This is a genomic window from Streptomyces albireticuli (assembly GCF_021228125.1).
Classification (GTDB): Bacteria; Actinomycetota; Actinomycetes; order Streptomycetales; family Streptomycetaceae; genus Streptomyces; species Streptomyces albireticuli.
Genome location: NZ_JAJQQS010000002.1, coordinates 218,318 through 235,693 on the forward strand (window position 1 = coordinate 218,318; position 17,376 = coordinate 235,693).

Below are 17,376 nucleotides of genomic sequence, written 5' to 3' on the forward strand. Positions count from 1 at the left end.
GCCCCGGCAGGCGGAGTCGCAGCTCCCCATGAGCGTCCCCCCGCGTCCGCAGACCGCCCCCGACTCCCGCTCCGCCGGTCCCCGCCTCGGCGGCGTCCTGCGGCCCCGGCTGGACGCCCTGCGCGAGCTCGTCGGGCTCTCGCGGGCCCGCCTGGACCGGCGGACGCTCGCCGAGGCGGGCCGCGTCCTGGAAGAGGCCGTCGCACGTCAGAGGCTTTCGCTCGACCTTACGGTCGTCGCGCTCGCGGGAGCCACGGGCAGCGGCAAGTCCACGCTGTTCAACGCCCTCGCGCGTACCCAGCTCTCCGACACCGGGGTGCGCAGGCCGACCACGTCCGCCCCGATCGCCTGCGTCTGGACGGACCGGGCCGACCGGGCCGACGGCCTCCTGGACCGGCTCGGCATCCCGCCCAGGGCGCGCAGGCAGCCCGTCCGCCCGTACGACCCGGGGCTGCACGGGCTCGTCCTGCTCGATCTGCCCGACCACGACTCGGCGTCGGCCGGGCACCGCGAACAGGTCGACCGGCTGCTGGCCCTGGTGGACGCCGTGATCTGGGTGGTGGACCCGGAGAAGTACGCGGACGCGGTGCTCCACGAGCGCTATCTGCGGCCCCTCGCCGGATACGCGGAGGTGACCTTCGTCGTCCTCAACCAGATCGACCGGCTGTCGGAGGACGCCGCCGACCAGGTGTTGGACGACCTGCGGCGGCTGCTCGACGAGGACGGGCTGGCGCTCGGCGAGCACGGCGAGCCGGGGGCCACCGTGCTCGCCCTGTCCGCCCTGACCGGTAAGGGCCTCGGTGAACTCCGGGAGACCCTCGCGCAGTTCACCGCCGCCCGGACGGTCGCGGAGCGGCGGCTGATCGCCGACGTCGACGGCGTCTCGGCGCGCCTGCGGCCCGCGTACGTGGCCGACGGGCGGCCCGGTCTTACGGACCGGGCGCGGCAGGAGTTCGAGGACCGGCTGGCCGAGGCCGTCGGCGCCCAGGCGACCGGTCTGGCGGCGGAACGCGCGTGGCTGCGGGACGCCGAACGGGCCTGCGGGACGCCCTGGACGGTGGCGCTGCGCTGGTACGGGCGGCAGCGGGCGGCCCGGGGCGGCTTCCTGTCAGGCGGCCCTGCTACGAGTACGGGCACGGGCACAGGCACAGGCACGGGCATGGGCACGGGCATGGGCGCGGGATCGGACACGGACGCGGGAGCGTGCGGCACAGGGGCTCGTACGGGCACGGGGTACGTCGCCGGGTCCCTGCCCGACGCCTTCCCGGACTTCTCCTCCGGCGCGGCGCCCGACGTCGCCGCCCGGGAGACCCCCGTACCCCGGCCCGCCGCCCCCGTCCTCAGCCACGAGCCGTCCTCGCGCCGCACCGTCTCCCGCCCGCTGGTGGAGCAGGCCGTACGGGCCCTCGCGTGCGAGGCGTCCGCCGGGCTGCCCGACCCCTGGGCGCGGGCCGTCCGCGAGGCGGCCGGCCGCGGCGCGGAAGGGCTGGCGGACGCCCTCGACGCGGCGGCCGGCGCCCTGATGGCGGGCGGGCCGGTGGCGGCGGGACGCGGCCGTGGAGCGCGTACGTCCGGGGCGCGCGGCGACTTCGGCGGTACGGGCTCCGGGCGTACGGGCGTGTGGCGCACCCGGGGCGGTGGGGCGCCCCGGGTGGTGCGGCCCGGCTGGTGGGCCGTGGCGGCGACCACTCAGTGGGTGCTCTCGGCGCTGCAACTGCTGGGCACCGCGTGGCTGATGGGGACTCTGTTCGGGCTGTGCGCCGGTGACTGGTGGGTCGCCGGGCTCGTCCTCACGGGCGGCGGGGCCGGCGGTCCCGCGCTGGAGTGGGGGTGCCGGGTGGTGGCGCGCGGGCCGGCACGGCGGCACGGGCTGGAGACGGAACGGCGGCTGCGGAGCGTGGCGGCCGGCTGCGGCCGGGAACGGGTGCTGGAGCCGGTCGCGGCGGAGCTCCTGCGGTACCGGGAGGTACGGGCCCAGTTCGTGATCGCCGCGGGCGGGGCCTGACCGTCGCGTGCGGGGCCCGGGTCGCGGACTCGCATGGCCGGGGCTCCTGTGGGGGGTGGCGTTGTCCACAACCGTCCGCCCGGCCACAGGGTCCGGCGAACTCCCGGCGGGGCGGGCAGCATGAGCTCACGTCAGCGAGGACGGCGCGTGGTGCGGGGCGGCGGGGGAGGCGGTCCGGATGAACGAGACAGTGGTGACGGTCGTGGGAAACGTCGCGACACAGCCCGACTTCAGGGAGGCGGCGAACGGCTCGGCCGTCTCACGGTTCCGGCTGGCGGCGACGGTGCGCCGCTGGGACCGCGGCAAGGAGGAGTGGGCGGACGCCTACACCAGCTTCTACACGGTGTGGGCCTGGCGGGCGCTCGCGGAGAACGTGGTGGCGTCGGTCAGTGTCGGCGAACCGGTCATCGTGCGCGGGAAGTTGCGGATCCAGGAGCGGGAGGACCGGGAAGGCCCGGAGGGCCGGGAGACCGGGGGCCGGCGGTGGCTGTCGGCGGACATCGACGCCGCGACGATCGGCCATGACCTCGCGCGAGGCACCTCGGCCTTCCGCAGGGTGTCGCCGTCCAGGCCGCTGCCGATCGAGCCGGTGCGGATGGTGGCGGCGGCGCCGGAAAGCGTGCCGGAACGATCCCCGGAACGGGCGTCGTACCGGATGTCGGATCGAGGGCCCGGCCCCACGGCGGAGCGAGCCCCGGAACCGGCCACGGGGCCGGTACCGGCCCCCGGGGGAGCCCCCGCGTACGCCGGGCCGCCACCCCGGTGAAAGCGGGGTTTGAAATGGGGGATTTGCCCCAGTGATTTATCGATAATGCCAGGTCAGCTGGCGTGTGAGGGTAACGATTCCGATTCGGATCGGTTGAGCAGTGCCCTGAGTGGGGATCATGACCGGCTCGCTCTTTAAGATCACGTTCGCAGCACGTGGCAACGGGGGCGTCTGAGTTTTGAGTTCGCTGGCGAGGCGCATCGACTGGTTCTGCGATCGCCCGGAAGGAAATCGATGATTTCTGTCATGAGGCGGAGGGCTGTCCGCTGTGCAGCGGCGGCGCTGGTATCGGGCCTGGCCTCGGTAGGCACGATAGCCGCGGGGGGCCCGGCGGCGGCGGACGACGCGCCGCAGAACAGCGGTGGGGTCACCGCCACGCTCGGCAGGATCACCGCGGGCTCCGCCGCCGTCGTCCACGACCGGCGCAAGACCGGGGAGATGACGGCCGGTCTGTTCGAGATGAAGGTCGACGGCGGCGGCTCGCTCCAGACCTACTGCGTCGACATACTCACCAACACGGTGGACGGCGCGCGGTACAAGGAGGTGGGCTGGGGCGAGTCGTCCCTGCACGCCAACAAGAACGCCGGGAAGATCCGCTGGATCCTCCAGCACTCCTACCCCCAGGTGAACGACCTCGCCGCGCTCGCCAAGGAGGCCGACACGGGCGCGCTCGACGCCGACACGGCCGCCGCCGGCACCCAGGTCGCCATCTGGCGCTACTCCGACGGCGTCGCGGTCGACGCCAAGGACCCCGCGGCCGAGAAGCTCGCCGACTACCTCTACAAGAACGCCCGCGACACCGACGAGCCCGAGGCGTCGCTCAAGCTGACCCCGTCGGCGGTCTCCGGCCGGTCCGGCCAGAAGCTCGGCCCGGTCACCGTCCACACCAACGCGAGCAACGTCACCGTCACCCCCTCCGGCGACGCCGCCGCGAAGGGCGTGCGGATCGTCGACAAGGACGGCAAGCCGGTCACCTCCACGGGCGACGGCGGCGAGCTCTTCTTCGACGTGCGGCCGGGCGTCCGCGACGGCTCCCTGGCCCTGCGGGCCATGGCCGCCACCAAGGTCCCGGTCGGGCGGGTCTTCATCGGGGACCACACCACGACGCAGACCCAGATCCTGGCCGGCTCCAGCCAGAGCACGGTCTCGGCCTCCGCCACGGCGACCTGGGCGACGAAGGGCGCCATCCCGGCCCTTTCCGCCCGGAAGAACTGCGCCAAGGGCGGTGTGGAGGTCACCGCCGACAACCAGGGCGACGCCCCCTACACCTTCGAGCTGGACGGGGCGAAGCACACCGTCCCGGCCGGCCGGACGGAGACGATCTTCGTCAAGGTCGCCGAGGACCAGGCGTACAAATTCACGATCAGGGGTCCGCACGGCCTCGCCCGGACCTTCTCCGGGATCCTGGACTGCGCCACGGCGGAGACCGGCGCGGCGGCGACCGCCGACGGTGGCGCCGGGGCCGGCACCAAGGCCACCCTCGCCTCCCGGATGAGCCCGGCCTCGACGGGCGGCACGGGCGGCACGGGCAAGGGCACGGTCAACGCCTCCGTCGACGGTGACCTGGCCGTCACCGGCGGTGGCAACGCCAACCCGACGTTCACCGGAATAGCGATCGCCCTGATCGTCGTCGGCAGCGGCGCGGTCTACCTCCTGCGGCGGGAGAAGGCGGCCTCCGGGGAGTGACCCGGAGCGGCCCGTAGCGGCCTGGGGGCGGCCCGGGAGCGCCCCCAGGCCGGTGACCCGGGAGGCGACCCGGGAGCCCCCGGGCGGGGCCGGTGACCGAATCCGCTGATCACCGGCTCCCGCCCGCCCGTCCGGCCACCGGGCGGGCGGCCGCGGGGCCCGGACCGGAGTGAGATCGTCGGCGAACCCGTTTCCGTCAAGGGGTACCGGTGCGGCAAGATGGGGTGTATCTGCCCTCACGCGGCGGAGCCGCACATTGGCCCTTCTCGATTGCCGGACGGTTTCTCTTGGCTGAGTACATCTACACCATGCGCAAGACGCGCAAGGCGCACGGCGACAAGGTCATCCTCGATGACGTGACGCTGAGCTTCCTGCCCGGTGCGAAGATCGGTGTGGTCGGCCCCAACGGTGCCGGTAAGTCCACCGTCCTCAAGATCATGGCCGGTCTGGAGCAGCCGTCGAACGGTGACGCGTTCCTGTCGCCCGGCTACACCGTCGGCATCCTCATGCAGGAGCCGAAGCTCGACGAGTCCAAGACCGTCCTGGAGAACGTCGAGGACGGCGTCGCGGAGATCAAGGGGAAGCTCAACCGCTTCAACGAGATCGCCGAGCTGATGGCGACGGACTACTCCGACGCCCTGCTCGACGAGATGGGCAAGCTCCAGGAGGAGCTGGACCACGCCAACGCCTGGGACCTCGACGCCCAGCTGGAGCAGGCCATGGACGCCCTGGGCTGCCCGCCCGGCGACTGGCCGGTCAACAACCTCTCCGGTGGCGAGAAGCGCCGTGTCGCGCTCTGCAAGCTGCTGCTCGAAGCCCCCGACCTGCTGCTGCTCGACGAGCCCACCAACCACCTCGACGCCGAGTCGGTGAACTGGCTGGAGCAGCACCTCTCGAAGTACGCGGGCACCGTAGTGGCGATCACCCACGACCGCTACTTCCTCGACAACGTCGCCGAGTGGATCCTGGAGCTCGACCGCGGCCGCGCGCTCGCCTACGAGGGCAACTACTCCACGTACCTGGAGAGCAAGCAGGCCCGTCTGAAGGTCGAGGGCCAGAAGGACGCCAAGCGCGCCAAGCGGCTCAAGGAAGAGCTGGAGTGGGTCCGCTCCAACGCCAAGGGCCGTCAGGCCAAGTCCAAGGCCCGTCTCGCTCGCTACGAGGAGATGGCCGCCGAGGCCGACAAGATGCGGAAGCTGGACTTCGAGGAGATCCAGATCCCGCCGGGCCCGCGCCTGGGCTCCATCGTCGTCGAGGTCAACAACCTCTCCAAGGCCTTCGGCGAGAAGGTCCTGATCGACGACCTGTCCTTCACCCTGCCGCGCAACGGCATCGTGGGCGTCATCGGCCCGAACGGCGCCGGTAAGACCACGCTGTTCAAGATGATCCAGGGTCTGGAGACCCCGGACGCCGGTTCGATCAAGGTCGGCGAGACCGTCAAGATCTCGTACGTCGACCAGAGCCGCGCCAACATCGACCCCAAGAAGACGCTGTGGGCCGTCGTCTCCGACGAGCTGGACTACATCAACGTCGGCCACGTCGAGATGCCGTCCCGCGCCTACGTCTCCGCGTTCGGCTTCAAGGGCCCGGACCAGCAGAAGCCGGCCGGGGTCCTCTCCGGTGGTGAGCGCAACCGCCTGAACCTCGCGCTCACCCTCAAGCAGGGCGGCAACCTGCTCCTCCTCGACGAGCCGACCAACGACCTGGACGTCGAGACCCTGTCCTCGCTCGAGAACGCCCTGCTCGACTTCCCGGGCGCAGCCGTGGTCGTCTCCCACGACCGCTGGTTCCTGGACCGAGTGGCCACGCACATCCTGGCCTACGAGGGCGACTCCAAGTGGTTCTGGTTCGAGGGCAACTTCGAGTCCTACGAGAAGAACAAGATCGAGCGCCTCGGCCCGGACGCCTCCCGTCCGCACCGCGCCACGTACAAGAAGCTCACCCGGGGCTGACCGTGGCGCGCCACCTCTACTCCTGCCCCCTGCGCTGGTCGGACATGGACGCCTTCGGCCATGTGAACAACGCGGTCTTCATCCGGTACCTCGAAGAGGCACGGATCGACTTCATGTTCCGGCTGGCGCCGGGTGAGGGCAGCACGTCGTTCCAGGGCGGGTCCGTCGTGGCCCGGCACGAGATCGACTACCTGCGTCCCCTGGTCCACCGGCATGCGCCGGTGACCGTGGAGACGTGGGTGACGAAGGTGGGCGCGGCCTCCCTGACCGTCGCCTACGAGGTGAAGGACGAGGAGCAGGTCTACGTCCGCGCCTCCACCGTCGTCGTGCCCTACGACTTCGCGGCCGGCCGGCCCCGCCGGATCACCGCCGAGGAGCGGATGTTCCTGGCGGAGTACCAGGACGACGCCGGCCGGGAGGGCCAGGAGGAGACGGGCGGCACGCCCGCGAAGGGGGCCGTCGCCGCATGACGGCGCACCGGCCTCCGTACGGGCAGCGGCTGAGCTTCGCCGACGCCGGGGAGGCGGCCGACCTGGTCGCCTTCCTGGCCCGGCTGATCCACTACGACCGTGCCGCCGCCGTCCGGCTCCAGGCCGGCGGCGGCGTGCTCGCCGTCTTCGGCCGTCCGCCGTCCTTCGAGGTCCTCGCCATACGCACCGCGCGGCTGGCCGGGGACGCCGGGGACACGCCGTTCGACACCACGGTCTCGGCCGGTCAGCTCGCCGACGCCCTGGACACCGCGGGCCGCACGGCCTCCGGTGGGCTGGAGATCACCGTTCCCGACGCCGTCACCGGCCCGCCCTGGGCCGGTGTGCTGCCGCCGCGCGGCGGCTGGCAGCGCGTCGAGGGCCTGCCCGACGTCACCGCCGCGCGGGGCGCCGTCGCCGCCGCCGTGGCCGAGTTCCGCGCGCGGGACGAGGCGCTGCCCGAGCAGCACCGCACCCGCGGGGAGCGCGACCGCATCGGCCGTGAGATCTGGTCCCGCACGCTGGGGGAGACGGGGCTGCCGCTGCGCGCGGTGCACGCCGCGCAGTCCCTGGGGTTCCTGCGACCGCTCCCCACGGGCGCGGTGGCCCGGCAGCCGGCCCGTGCCGGCGGGGGCGTCGCGCTGGCGCCCGAGCCGCTGACGCTGTTCGCGGCGGGGGGATGGCTGCGGCTGCGCACGCCTTACGGGTCGGTGGCGGTGCGGACCGGTGGGGTCACGGGGCTTACGGTCACTCCGGCCTGAGGTCGCGGGGTGTCGGCCGGGCGGTGGGTCCCCTGCGGGGCTTTCCCCTACCCGCCCCTTCCCGACCCGGGGCTCCGCCCCGGACCCCGGGCCTCAAGCGCCGGACGGGCTGGATACGTCGTCGGCCCGGTCGCTGTGGCTCAGCCCTGCGTGTTCACCATCGACGCCGCCGCGTACGTCATGTAGTTCCACAGCTGCTCCGCGTGCTCCGGTGCCAGCTCCAGTTCGTCCACGGCCACCTTCATATGCCGCAGCCACGCGTCGTGCGCCGCCCGGTCCACCGTGAACGGCGCGTGCCGCATCCGCAGCCGGGGGTGGCCGCGGTTGTCGCTGTAGGTGCGGGGACCGCCCCAGTACTGCATGAGGAAGAGCACCAGGCGCTCCTCGGCGGGGCCGAGGTCCTCCTCCGGGTACATCGGTCGCAGCAGGGGATCCTCGGCGACCCCCTGGTAGAAGCGGTGGACCAGGCGCCGGAAGGTCTCCTCGCCGCCGACCTGCTCGTAGAAGGTCTGCTCCTGAAGCGTGCCGCGCGGAATCTTGTTCACCCTTCCATGGTCTCAGACCGACCGGCCGAGGACCGGCGGTCTAGGACCTCCGCCGGTACTTCGCGCGATGCCCCGTAGCGGCGCACAGTGGAGTCATGGGCGAGCTGAGCGCGGACCTGCGGGAGCGGCTGGTCGAAAGACTCCAGGCCGAGGGGGAGCTCACCGACCCCCGGTGGCGGGCCGCCTTCGCGGAGGTGCCGAGGGAGCTGTTCGTCCCCGCGTACTACGCGGGGGTCCCCGGCGGCTACCGGCGGCTCTCGCGCGACGACCCCGACCCCCGGGGCCGTGACGCCTGGCTGACCGGGGCCTACGCGGACGAGCCGCTGGCCACCCACCTCCGGGACGGGGAGCTGATCTCCTCCAGCAGCCAGCCGTCCCTGATGGCCATGATGCTGGAGGCCCTGGACGTCCACGACGGCCACCGGGTCCTGGAGATCGGCGCCGGCACCGGCTACAACGCGGCGCTGCTCGCGCACCGGCTCGGCGACGCCGCCGTCACCACCGTCGACCTCGACGCGGAGATCACCGACGCCGCCCGCGCCCATCTCGCGGAGGCAGGGTTCCACCCCACGGTCGTCACCGGTGACGGGGCGCTCGGCTGCCCCTCCCGCGCCCCCTTCGACCGCACGATGGCGACGTGCGCCCTCCCGTCCGTACCGGCCGCCTGGCTCGCGCAGAGCAGCCCGAACGCGCTGATCCTCGCCCCGCTCGCCACCGGCCTGATCGCCCTGCGGGTCAGGGACGCCACGCACGCGGAGGGACGCTTCCTGCGGACGCCCGCCTACTTCGTACCCCTGAGGGGCGGCGCCCCGGCACCGGCGCCGCCTTCGTACGGCACCGGGGGCATCCCCTGCGGACTGCTCCGTAACGATCGGTTCCGGTTCCTGCTGGCGCTGACCGCCGGCCGGCTGGACCCGGCGGACGCCCTCGCCTTCTGGCGCGACGAGGGCCGCCCGCCGCGCGAGCGCTTCGGCGTGACCGTGGCCGACGGCCGCCAGTGGGCCTGGCTGGACACCCCGCACAGCCCCTGGCGCTGGCCGCTGGACGGGCCCGCGGACTGACGCGACCGGGCCCGCGCGGTACCGCCCCCGGTCAGCCCCGGTGGAGGGTGATCGTCGTCCAGGCGCCCACGTGCACCCGGTCGCCCTCGCTCAGCGGCACCGGCACATACGGCTGGATCGGGTCCTCCGAGCCGTTGATCGTGGTGCCGTTGGTGGAGTCCTGGTCCACGACCGCCCAGCTGCCGTCCGGCTGCTGGACGAACATCGCGTGCTGGTGCGAGACGCCCGGGTCCTCCGGCGGCCGGGACAGGTCGATGTCCGGGGACTCTCCCGTGCTGTGCCGGCGGCGGCCGACGGTCACCTGGTGGCCGGCGAGCGGCAGCCGCAGCTCGGGGGAGTACGCCGGGAGGTTGAGCCCGGCCGCCTCGGGGCCGCTGCGGTTCATCATCGCCATGAAGTACTCGCGGTCCGGCGCGATCACCGCGACCCAGCCGGCCGTCTGGACGGGCGGCGCGGCCTGCGGCGGTACGCCCGAGGGCACGCCCTCCGCCGTGTGCGGCTCGTACGGGTACTGCGGCGCGGACGGCGGCGGGGCCACGGGCGGGGGCGGTGGTGCCTGCCGGCCGCTCGGCGGGGACAGCAGCCAGTCGTCCCCGGCGTCGTCGAAGGCCGGCGCCGGCGGGTGGCTCTGCGGCGCGAGCGGCTCGGCCGGACGATTGATCCGGGACGGACGCGAGCCGTAGTACTCGTACGACTGCGGCGGCTGGGTGTGCTGCGGCGGGGGCGGCGGGGCCGACTGGAGACCCTGCGGCTGCGACACCGGGGGCGGCCCGAACGAACCCCCCGCCGTGGCCGCGAAATTGTGGCGGCACTCCTCGCAGAAGGGCGCCTGCGCCTCACGGGGCGTGCGGCACCGCGGGCACAGCTCGGCCTGGACGGTCGGGTCGCCGAAGCCGTAGCCGCCGGGCGTGCTCAGCGGCGGACCGGCGGGCGGGGGCGGCGGGGGCACGGCGCCCGGGGCGGTCGCCGACATCCGGTGGCCGCACACCTCGCACCAGTCGTCGGCCGCCGACTGGTGGCCGTTCGGGCAGGTCGGCATGTCGGTTGATTCCCCCTCGTGTGCCGTTCGTCGTCGGGCTTTCGCCTCGGTACCGCGAAGTCTTCGGTCGTGGAGCAGTCGATCGGTGGAGCAGTGGAAGCAGTGGAGCAGTACAGCGGTGGAGCAATACAGCGATGGATCGGTGGAGCGACGGATCGGTGGAGCGCTCGCGCGCGACGGAGCTACTTCTTCACGCGCACGGTCTTCGTCGAACGCGTTTCGAGCGTCATCTGCGCCTCCGCGGAGACCTTCGCCTTCAGCCGCACAGTACCGGTCGCGGCGTCCACCACGTCCACCACCTTGGCGAGGAGTTTCGCGGTGTCCTCGTTGCCGGACCGGCTCGCCAGCTGCACGGCCCGCCCCAGCTTCGCCGTCGCCCCGTCCACGTCCCCCGACCTGCGCAGGTCCAGGCCCTGCTGGATGACCCGGGCCAGCTCCGCCTGCCCGGTGTAGTGGGCGACCTGGGGGTTGATGGACGTCGACGCGGCCAGGTCGTCCGTCCACACCGCCCGGACCAGCCCCTGCGAGAGCACCTGCGGCGGGCCGCCGTCCGGCGCGGGCAGGACCAGCGAGACCCGGGCGGCCAGCATCTCCTCGCCCACCGAGGCGCCCGGCACCCGTACGCACACGTGGTAGTCGCGCGACTCGTCGCCCCACGAGCCCGTCGGGTAGTCGCCCGTGCGCGGCCCCGACTCCACCCGACGGCCGGTCAGCTCCTCCACCGAGGGCGCGACCTGTTTGACGTACCGCACCTCGGCGCCCTGCGGGGTCCACAGCCGCAGCGCCACGTCCGCGACCTCCTTGCCCATCGTGGACTCCATCATCCGGGTGAAGTCCGCGGCCAGCCCGGCCGGATCGGCGACGATGTCCGCGGTGCCCAGCAGCGCGGAGGCGATGCCGGTGACCTCCTTGACCTCCCAGTCCGTCCCCACGCCCCGGGCGTCACAGGTGAACCGGCCCGCGCAGGCGTTCAGCGTGGTCCGCAGCGCCTCCGGCTCCTCGTGCTCGTTGCGGCCGTCGGTCAGCAGGATGCCGTGCCGTATCGACACGTCCGAGGAGGCGAACAGCCGGTCGGCCAGGCGCAGCCAGGTGCCGATGGCGGTGCCGCCGCCCGGGGTGAGCTTGCGCAGCGCCTCCTTCGCCTGGTGCCGGGTGGTGGCGTCGGCGACCGCGAGCCGGCCGCCGCCCGGATACGCCTCCTTGGCCTGGTGGGTGCCGGCCACCACCGCGAAGGCCACGCCGTCGCGCAGGGTGTCGATGGCGGCGGCCGTGGCGTCCCGGGCGTTGCGCATCTTGGTGGGCGGATATTCCATCGAGCCCGAGCAGTCGACCATGACGACCACGGCCGCGTCCGGCGCGGCGGGCCGCGCGCCGGCGCCCGCCGTGGACTGATGGGGCACCAGGGGCGTCTCCCCGGTGGTGCCCCCGCCGGTGGCGGTGACCGTCACGATCGCGTTCACCTCACGGCCGCCCTCGGGCAGGTGCGCGTTCTGGTACACCTCGACCGCGAAGCGGGGCACGCTCGGCTTGGCGAAGTTGGCCATCTGTTCGGCTCCTCGGTGGCTGTCGTCGGTCAGGGCGTACGAGGCGCGCCCGGGCGGCCGGACAGGGCGGAAGAGCACGCGGTGCCGGGCGTGACACCGGTGTGATCCCCCCGTCGGCGCGACCGGACGTCGGCCGTCAGGCCGATCCTGCCCCCTCGGGCGGCAGGGGGAACGGCAGTACGGCCACTGTTACGTTGTCGTGGCCGCCTCCGTCCAGGGCGTGGGCCAGCAACCGCCGTGCGCATTCCAGAGGGCGGGAGCGGGCGTCCGGCGGAGTGATCTCGGCCATCCGCTCGGCGGACTCGGCGTAGTTCCACAGCCCGTCGGTGCAGACGATCACCACGCCCTTGCGGTCGGGGTGGAAGGACGCGGTGTGCGGATCGACCTCGTAGGCGTCCGCGCCCAGCCAGCCCGTGATCGCGTGCGCGCGCTCGTCCGCGTACGCCTCGGCCTCCGACAGCAGGCCCGCCGCGACCATCTGGGCGGCCCAGGAGTCGTCCTCGGTGAGCCGGGCGGGCTGGGTGGCGCGGTCCTCCGGCACCCAGTAGGCGCGGCTGTCGCCGATCCAGCCGACCGTCAGCAGATCACCGGTGACGACCGCCGTCACGATGGTGCAGGCCGGGGCGTTCTCCTGGCGGTGCGTCTCGTGCTGGCGCGGCTCGTTCGCCGGCGGTGGCGGGGTCGCGAGCGAGGTGACCGCCTCGGCGGCCCGGACGATCGCGTCGTGTGTGGCCTGCCGCGGGTCGGTGCCCCGCGGGAGCGCCGTCACCAGCGTCTCGCGCGCGGCGGCGCAGGCGGCGGCCGACGCCTCGTCGGGCCGGGTCGCGGAGGACACGCCGTCACTGACGACGGCGACGGTGGCCGGGCCGCCGTCCGCGAGAGGCACGGTGGACACCGCGTAGGCGTCCTCGTTCCGGTGGTGGCGCAGTCCGCGGTCGCTGACCGCCGCGACGCCTGGCAACTGGTGCTCCATGTGATCCCGTTCGCGCGGTTGTGCATGTCCGCAGTGTTCGCAGTACCCGTCTTTGTCGATCATGCCGGATCGGCAGGCCCCACAGGTGCGGCCGGTGCCGTTCACCACGGGGTGACCGCCGTCCGGCCGCGGCCTTCCCCCCACGGCCGCCAGGGCGCCGTGCGCCGACTGCGCGGGCACCCCGCCGAACGCGCGGGGGTCGCGCGGGTCGGGGGTGCCGGAGGCGTCGGTGCCCGGGGGCGGCCCGGGGGCGGCCGGGCCGCGCGGTGGCCGGTGCGCCGCCGCCGGTGCGCCGGAGGGCGCGGGGAACCGCTCACCGGGCCGCGGCGCCGAGAGGTCGGCGCCGCAGCCGCCGCAGAAATTGTCACCCGGCTCCAGCGGCTCGTGGCAGACGGGACAGGCCGTCAGCTGTGGGGGTCGCGGCAGTTGCGACATCGATCACACCCATGTCCTGGGGCGGAAACGGTTGGCCCGTTCCACCAGTTCGATCCGTTCCTCGCCGCGCTGGGCGAGCCGTGCCAGCACGCGGTACGAGCGCTCCAGCCCGAAGCGCAGCCCGCGCTCCTCCAGGCCGCTGCCGAGCAGTGTGGCAGCGGCCGCCGCGCCCGGTGGCCCGGCCGCGCCCCGCGCGCCCGAGAGCACCCAGTCCAGCGCGCATCCCAGCACCTCCGTCGACAGCCGCTCCCGGCGCACCGTGTCCAGTCCGAACTCCGTGAGCCGCTCCACCTGGCCGGCGGCCGCCATCAGGTCGTCCAGCAGCGGGTCCTCCGGTGAGCGCTGCCGCAGCCTCGCCCGTACCCCCGCGACCCGCGCCGCCGTGTAGTGGATGGACGCCTCCGGTACGGACTCCAGGGCCGCGACCGCCCCCGTGCGGTCGCCGGCGGCCAGCCGCACCCGGGCCAGCCCGAACGCGGCGCTCACATAGCTCGGGTCCGTCGCCCACACCAGGTGGTAGTAGTCGGCGGCGTTGTCGAGCTGGCCGAGCACCTCGGCGCACACGCCCAGCGCCAGCTTCGGCGCGGGCTCGCCGGGGAACGCGTCGTAGACGGCGTCGAAGGCGAGGGCGGCGGTCCCGTGGTCACCGGAGGCCAGGGCGTACAGGCCGCGGTACCAGACGACCCGCCAGTCGTCCGGGTGCGCGGCCTCCAGGCTCTCTATCGCCTTGGACGCCTGGACGCCCTCGCCCAGTTCCAGCTGGGCCCGTATCCGGCGCAGCCGCAGCTCCAGCGATTCGGCGGGTGCCCCCTGGAGCGCCGCGTACACCTCGGCGGGCCGGGAGGCGAGCAGACCGGCGAGGAAGCCCGCGTTGGGGTCCGCCGGGTCGACGAGCGGCACGGGCAGGGCGAGCGCCGTGGCCGGGGCGTCGAGCGCGGCGACGGCCGGGCCCGTGTGCGCCGTCGGCGCCGGGCGGGTGAGCCGGGCCGTGGCCGCGCCGCCGCCCGGCGGCTGCGCGGGCACCGCGGCCCGCGCCTCCGGCGGGGCCTCGCGGGCGCCCGCTCTGCCGCCCAGCGCGGACGTCTCGCCGCCCGTCTCCGCGAACAGCCCGCTGTCGACGACCCGCAGCTCCGGGCCGAACAGCGTGGACAGCGCGGGCCGGGGCCGGCCCGTCTGCACCGCCACGACCTCCCGCAGCACCCCCGTCAGCTGCTCCGCCATCTCCCGCGCGGACGCGAACCGCCGGCCCGGGTCCGGGTCCGTGGCCCGCACCAGGAACCGGTAGAAGGACTCGTACCGTGTGAAGACCTCGACGCTCCCCGGCTCCGGGAGGCTGTGCGCGAAGACATTGGTGTAGCCCTGGAAGTCGAAGGTCAGCACGGCGAGCGTGCGGGCCACGGTGTAGAGGTCGGAGGCGACGGACGGGCCGGCCTCCGCCACCTCGGGGGCCTGGTAGCCGACCGTGCCGTAGATCGCGCTCTCGTCGTCGTCCGTCCGCCGGACCGCGCCCATGTCGATGAGCTTGAGCTGGTCGTGCTGCTGGATCGCGTTGTCGACCTTGAAGTCGCAGTACAGCAGGTCGCGGCTGTGCAGATGGCCGAGGGCCTCCAGGGCCTCGATGCCGTACGCGCAGGCCTGCTCGACCGGCAGCGGGTCCCGCCGGCCGTCCGGGGTCCGGCGTTCGTTGGCGATCTCCTTGAGGGACTTGCCGCCGACGTACTCCATGACGATGTAACCGTCGAGGCTGCCGGTCCGCTGGTCGAGGTGCTCGACGAAGTTGTAGATCCGGACGATGTTGGCGTGCTCGATCTCGGCGAGGAAGCGCCGCTCGGAGACGGCGACCGCCAGGGCGTCCTCGTCACCGGTGTCCAGCAGGCCCTTGAGGACCACCCACCGGTCGGACACGGCGCGGTCGACGGCCAGATAGATCCAGCCCAGGCCGCCGTGGGCGAGACAGCCCGCCACCTCGTACTGCCCGTGCACCACGTCGCCCCGCCGCAGCTTGGGCACGAAGGAGTACGGGTGCCCGCACTTGGTGCAGAAGCCTTCCGTGCGCCCCTTCCGGTCACCGCGCGCCCGCCCCACCGGGGCGCCGCAGTCGCCCTTGCTGCAGAACCGCTTCCGCTCGGGCACCTCGGGGTTCGCCAGCACCGCGGCACGGGGGTCGGGCCGCGGCACCTCCGGCACCGTGACCAGACCCGCGCCCAGCCGGCCGCGCCCGGAGGAGGGCGCGGACGTCGAGTGCGAGCTGCGCACCGACACCGAGCGGGACCCCGAGCCCGTGGAACCCTCGCCGCCCGCCGACAGCCGCCCCGACACCGAGCGGCGCGACGACGAGGACCGCGACGAGGAGGACCGCGCCGACGAGGGCCGCGACGACGAGGACCGGGAGCCCGACGATCCCGAGCCGGAGGACCCCGAAGACCCTGATCCCGAGGCCCCCGACCCTGACGCCCCTGATCCCGAGGGCGCCCCTGATCCCGAGGACGCCGGGGACGGCCGTGGTGACGGGGACGGTGGGAGCGGCTGACGGGGCGGGGACGGCGCGGCGGGCGCGTACGCGCCCCCCGACACCCGGGTCAGCGCGGAGCTCGCGGCACCCGTGGCCGGCGGGGCCGGCATCCCGCCCGGCGGGACCACGGGCGCGAGCCCGCACGTGTCGCAGTACAGCTCGCCGCCCCCGACGTCCTCGTACGTGCCGCCGCAGCCCTGCCGCCGGCAGGCCGCCTCACTCATGGTTCCCCCTACGGTCGACGGGCACCGAGGGCCCGGTCGCGGACGGCGGGGCGAGTGCCTCCGCCAGCGCCTGCTGATAGCGCAGCACGGCCTGTTCGGCGGCCATCAGGTCGCACGGCGCGCTCCACAGCATCCGGCGCGCCGCGTCGTGGCGCTCGACGAGGAAGGTGTCCTCGGTGAAGCCGAGCCGGGCGGCCTTCGCGCGGTACGCGTCCAGCCGGCCGCGCAGCTCGGCCCGGACGGCCAGCGGCGCCGTGACGGCCGTCAGCGAGTCACGGGCGCGCAGCAACTCCTCCTCGGCGCGCCGCTCCAGGTCCTCCAGGAGCGGCGAGAGCCGGTGCCACCGGGCGTGTCTGCGGTGGTCCGCCGCGGCCGACAGCTGTTCGTAGAGCTCGGTCGGCGGGCCGGAGACGGCCGGTACCACCGAGGCGGCGATCTTGGAGAGGACCTCCGTCCGCGCCTGGCGGGCCTCGTTGAGCGTGCGGTCCGCGCGCGAGAGGACGTCGCGCACCCGCAGCAGCCGCTGCTCGGCGTCCTGCCGGACGTCCAGGACGGCTTCGACCTCGCGGCGGACGTCCTCCAGGGCGCGGGCGGCGCGGTCGTAGCGGCCGGTGTCGGGGCGGCCACCGCCCGGCGCGGAGCTGGGCGAGGCGCCGGCCCAGAAGGCGAGCGGATCGGATATCACCTCGGCGCGCAGCGAGGCCAGTTCGCCGGTGATGTGTTCCAGGTCGTCCCCGGCGGGGTGCTCACCGGGGCGCACGCCCACCGAGTGGGCGAGCGAGCGGGTGCGCTGGAGCTCGGCTGCGAGCAGGTCGATCCGGGCGGGCAGCGCCGACCAGACGGCGTCGGCGGTGACGACCACGTCGAGCGCCTCGGCGTACCAGCCGTTCATCCGTTCGAGGAGCTCCTGGAGGCTGAGCCGCTCGCTGAGCCGGGCGGCCGTCCCGGCCGGGGAGCCCTCGGCCGCCGTGGGGAGGTGCTCTCCCCCGGCCAGGGTGACCCCGCTGCCGCGCAGCAGCTCGGTGAGCTCGGACAGCTCGCCCTGGGTGGGCCAGCGCCGCCTGCCGCGCAGTGCCCGGGCCGCGGTGAGGGCCGAGGTGTACGCGTCGAAGTACGCCCACAGCCGGGTGATGAGCCGCTCGGCGACGGCCCACCGGCTCCTGGTCGCGCCGGTGAGTTCCGCGCCCTCCAGGAGGCGACGGCCGGCGTGGTCCTGGAGGGCGAGCAGCGAGGACTCCACGGCCTCGTGCTCCGCGCCGAGCCTCGCCAGCGCACGGTCCACCTCCTCGCGGCTCAGGGCCGGCCCGGTGGATCCCGCGACCGCCATCGATCCCCTCTCCCGTCCGCGGCGCGCGCCGCGGACGTGTCCGTAACGGTGGTGCTCGTCGTCCCGTGCCGGTGTCGCC

At 74.2% G+C, this 17,376-nt stretch carries 13 protein-coding genes; 7 read left to right on the top strand and 6 right to left on the bottom strand.

Translation table 11 applies throughout. From position 1 onward, the window contains the following. The first annotated feature begins 28 nt into the window (after nucleotides 1-28). The 6 genes from LUZ64_RS01170 (at nucleotide 29) to LUZ64_RS01195 (ending at nucleotide 7,637) form a co-directional block, all read left to right on the top strand. Nucleotides 29-2,005: a YfjP family GTPase gene (locus LUZ64_RS01170; RefSeq protein ID WP_095583300.1), complete on the top strand. Its 1,977-nt coding sequence runs from the start codon at nucleotides 29-31 to the stop codon at nucleotides 2,003-2,005. A gap of 178 nt (nucleotides 2,006-2,183) precedes the next feature. Further along, a complete protein-coding gene (locus LUZ64_RS01175; RefSeq protein WP_095583295.1) occupies nucleotides 2,184-2,771 on the top strand; it encodes a single-stranded DNA-binding protein in 588 nt (195 codons plus the stop codon). 234 nt (nucleotides 2,772-3,005) lie between these two features. Further along, nucleotides 3,006-4,457: a Cys-Gln thioester bond-forming surface protein gene (locus LUZ64_RS01180; RefSeq protein ID WP_095583294.1), complete on the top strand. Its 1,452-nt coding sequence runs from the start codon at nucleotides 3,006-3,008 to the stop codon at nucleotides 4,455-4,457. A gap of 287 nt (nucleotides 4,458-4,744) precedes the next feature. Then, a complete protein-coding gene (ettA, locus tag LUZ64_RS01185) occupies nucleotides 4,745-6,409 on the top strand; it encodes an energy-dependent translational throttle protein EttA (protein ID WP_095583293.1) in 1,665 nt (554 codons plus the stop codon). Between the two features lie 2 nt (nucleotides 6,410-6,411). Continuing rightward, nucleotides 6,412-6,879 carry an acyl-CoA thioesterase gene (locus LUZ64_RS01190; RefSeq protein WP_095583292.1) on the top strand — a complete coding sequence of 156 codons (468 nt, stop codon included), beginning with the start codon at nucleotides 6,412-6,414 and terminating at the stop codon, nucleotides 6,877-6,879. Next, nucleotides 6,876-7,637 carry a DUF8010 domain-containing protein gene (locus tag LUZ64_RS01195; RefSeq protein ID WP_095583291.1) on the top strand — a complete coding sequence of 254 codons (762 nt, stop codon included), beginning with the start codon at nucleotides 6,876-6,878 and terminating at the stop codon, nucleotides 7,635-7,637. Before LUZ64_RS01190 ends, LUZ64_RS01195 begins: the two co-directional genes overlap by 4 nt. A gap of 140 nt (nucleotides 7,638-7,777) precedes the next feature. Here LUZ64_RS01195 and LUZ64_RS01200 read toward each other — a convergent pair whose 3' ends face one another. Next, nucleotides 7,778-8,182, bottom strand: a complete 405-nt coding sequence (locus tag LUZ64_RS01200) for a globin (RefSeq protein ID WP_095583290.1) — start codon at nucleotides 8,180-8,182, stop codon at nucleotides 7,778-7,780. 95 nt (nucleotides 8,183-8,277) lie between these two features. Here LUZ64_RS01200 and LUZ64_RS01205 point away from each other — a divergent pair, with 95 nt between their 5' ends. Further along, on the top strand, nucleotides 8,278-9,243 hold the full coding sequence (locus LUZ64_RS01205; RefSeq protein ID WP_095583289.1) for a methyltransferase domain-containing protein: 966 nt from the start codon (nucleotides 8,278-8,280) through the stop codon (nucleotides 9,241-9,243). Nucleotides 9,244-9,274: 31 nt separating this feature from the next. On the opposite strand, the gene LUZ64_RS01210 is transcribed toward LUZ64_RS01205, so the two are convergent. The 5 genes from LUZ64_RS01210 to LUZ64_RS01230 all read right to left on the bottom strand — a co-directional run bounded on the left by LUZ64_RS01210 (nucleotide 9,275) and on the right by LUZ64_RS01230 (nucleotide 17,297). After that, the gene (locus tag LUZ64_RS01210; protein ID WP_232390276.1) at nucleotides 9,275-10,282 is read right to left on the bottom strand and encodes an FHA domain-containing protein; all 1,008 of its coding nucleotides are present in this window, start codon (nucleotides 10,280-10,282) and stop codon (nucleotides 9,275-9,277) included. 182 nt (nucleotides 10,283-10,464) lie between these two features. Next, complete coding sequence (locus LUZ64_RS01215) at nucleotides 10,465-11,826, bottom strand: vWA domain-containing protein (protein WP_095581237.1); 1,362 nt, start codon at nucleotides 11,824-11,826, stop codon at nucleotides 10,465-10,467. A 136-nt stretch (nucleotides 11,827-11,962) separates the two neighbouring features. After that, nucleotides 11,963-13,234 (bottom strand): protein phosphatase 2C domain-containing protein, encoded by a 1,272-nt coding sequence (locus LUZ64_RS01220; RefSeq protein ID WP_095581236.1) that lies wholly within the window; start codon nucleotides 13,232-13,234, stop codon nucleotides 11,963-11,965. A 3-nt stretch (nucleotides 13,235-13,237) separates the two neighbouring features. Next, nucleotides 13,238-15,970, bottom strand: a complete 2,733-nt coding sequence (locus LUZ64_RS01225) for a serine/threonine-protein kinase (protein WP_232390275.1) — start codon at nucleotides 15,968-15,970, stop codon at nucleotides 13,238-13,240. Continuing rightward, nucleotides 15,963-17,297, bottom strand: a complete 1,335-nt coding sequence (locus LUZ64_RS01230) for a coiled-coil domain-containing protein (protein WP_095581867.1) — start codon at nucleotides 17,295-17,297, stop codon at nucleotides 15,963-15,965. The genes LUZ64_RS01225 and LUZ64_RS01230 overlap by 8 nt, the downstream gene beginning before the upstream one ends. Nucleotides 17,298-17,376 lie beyond the last annotated feature (79 nt).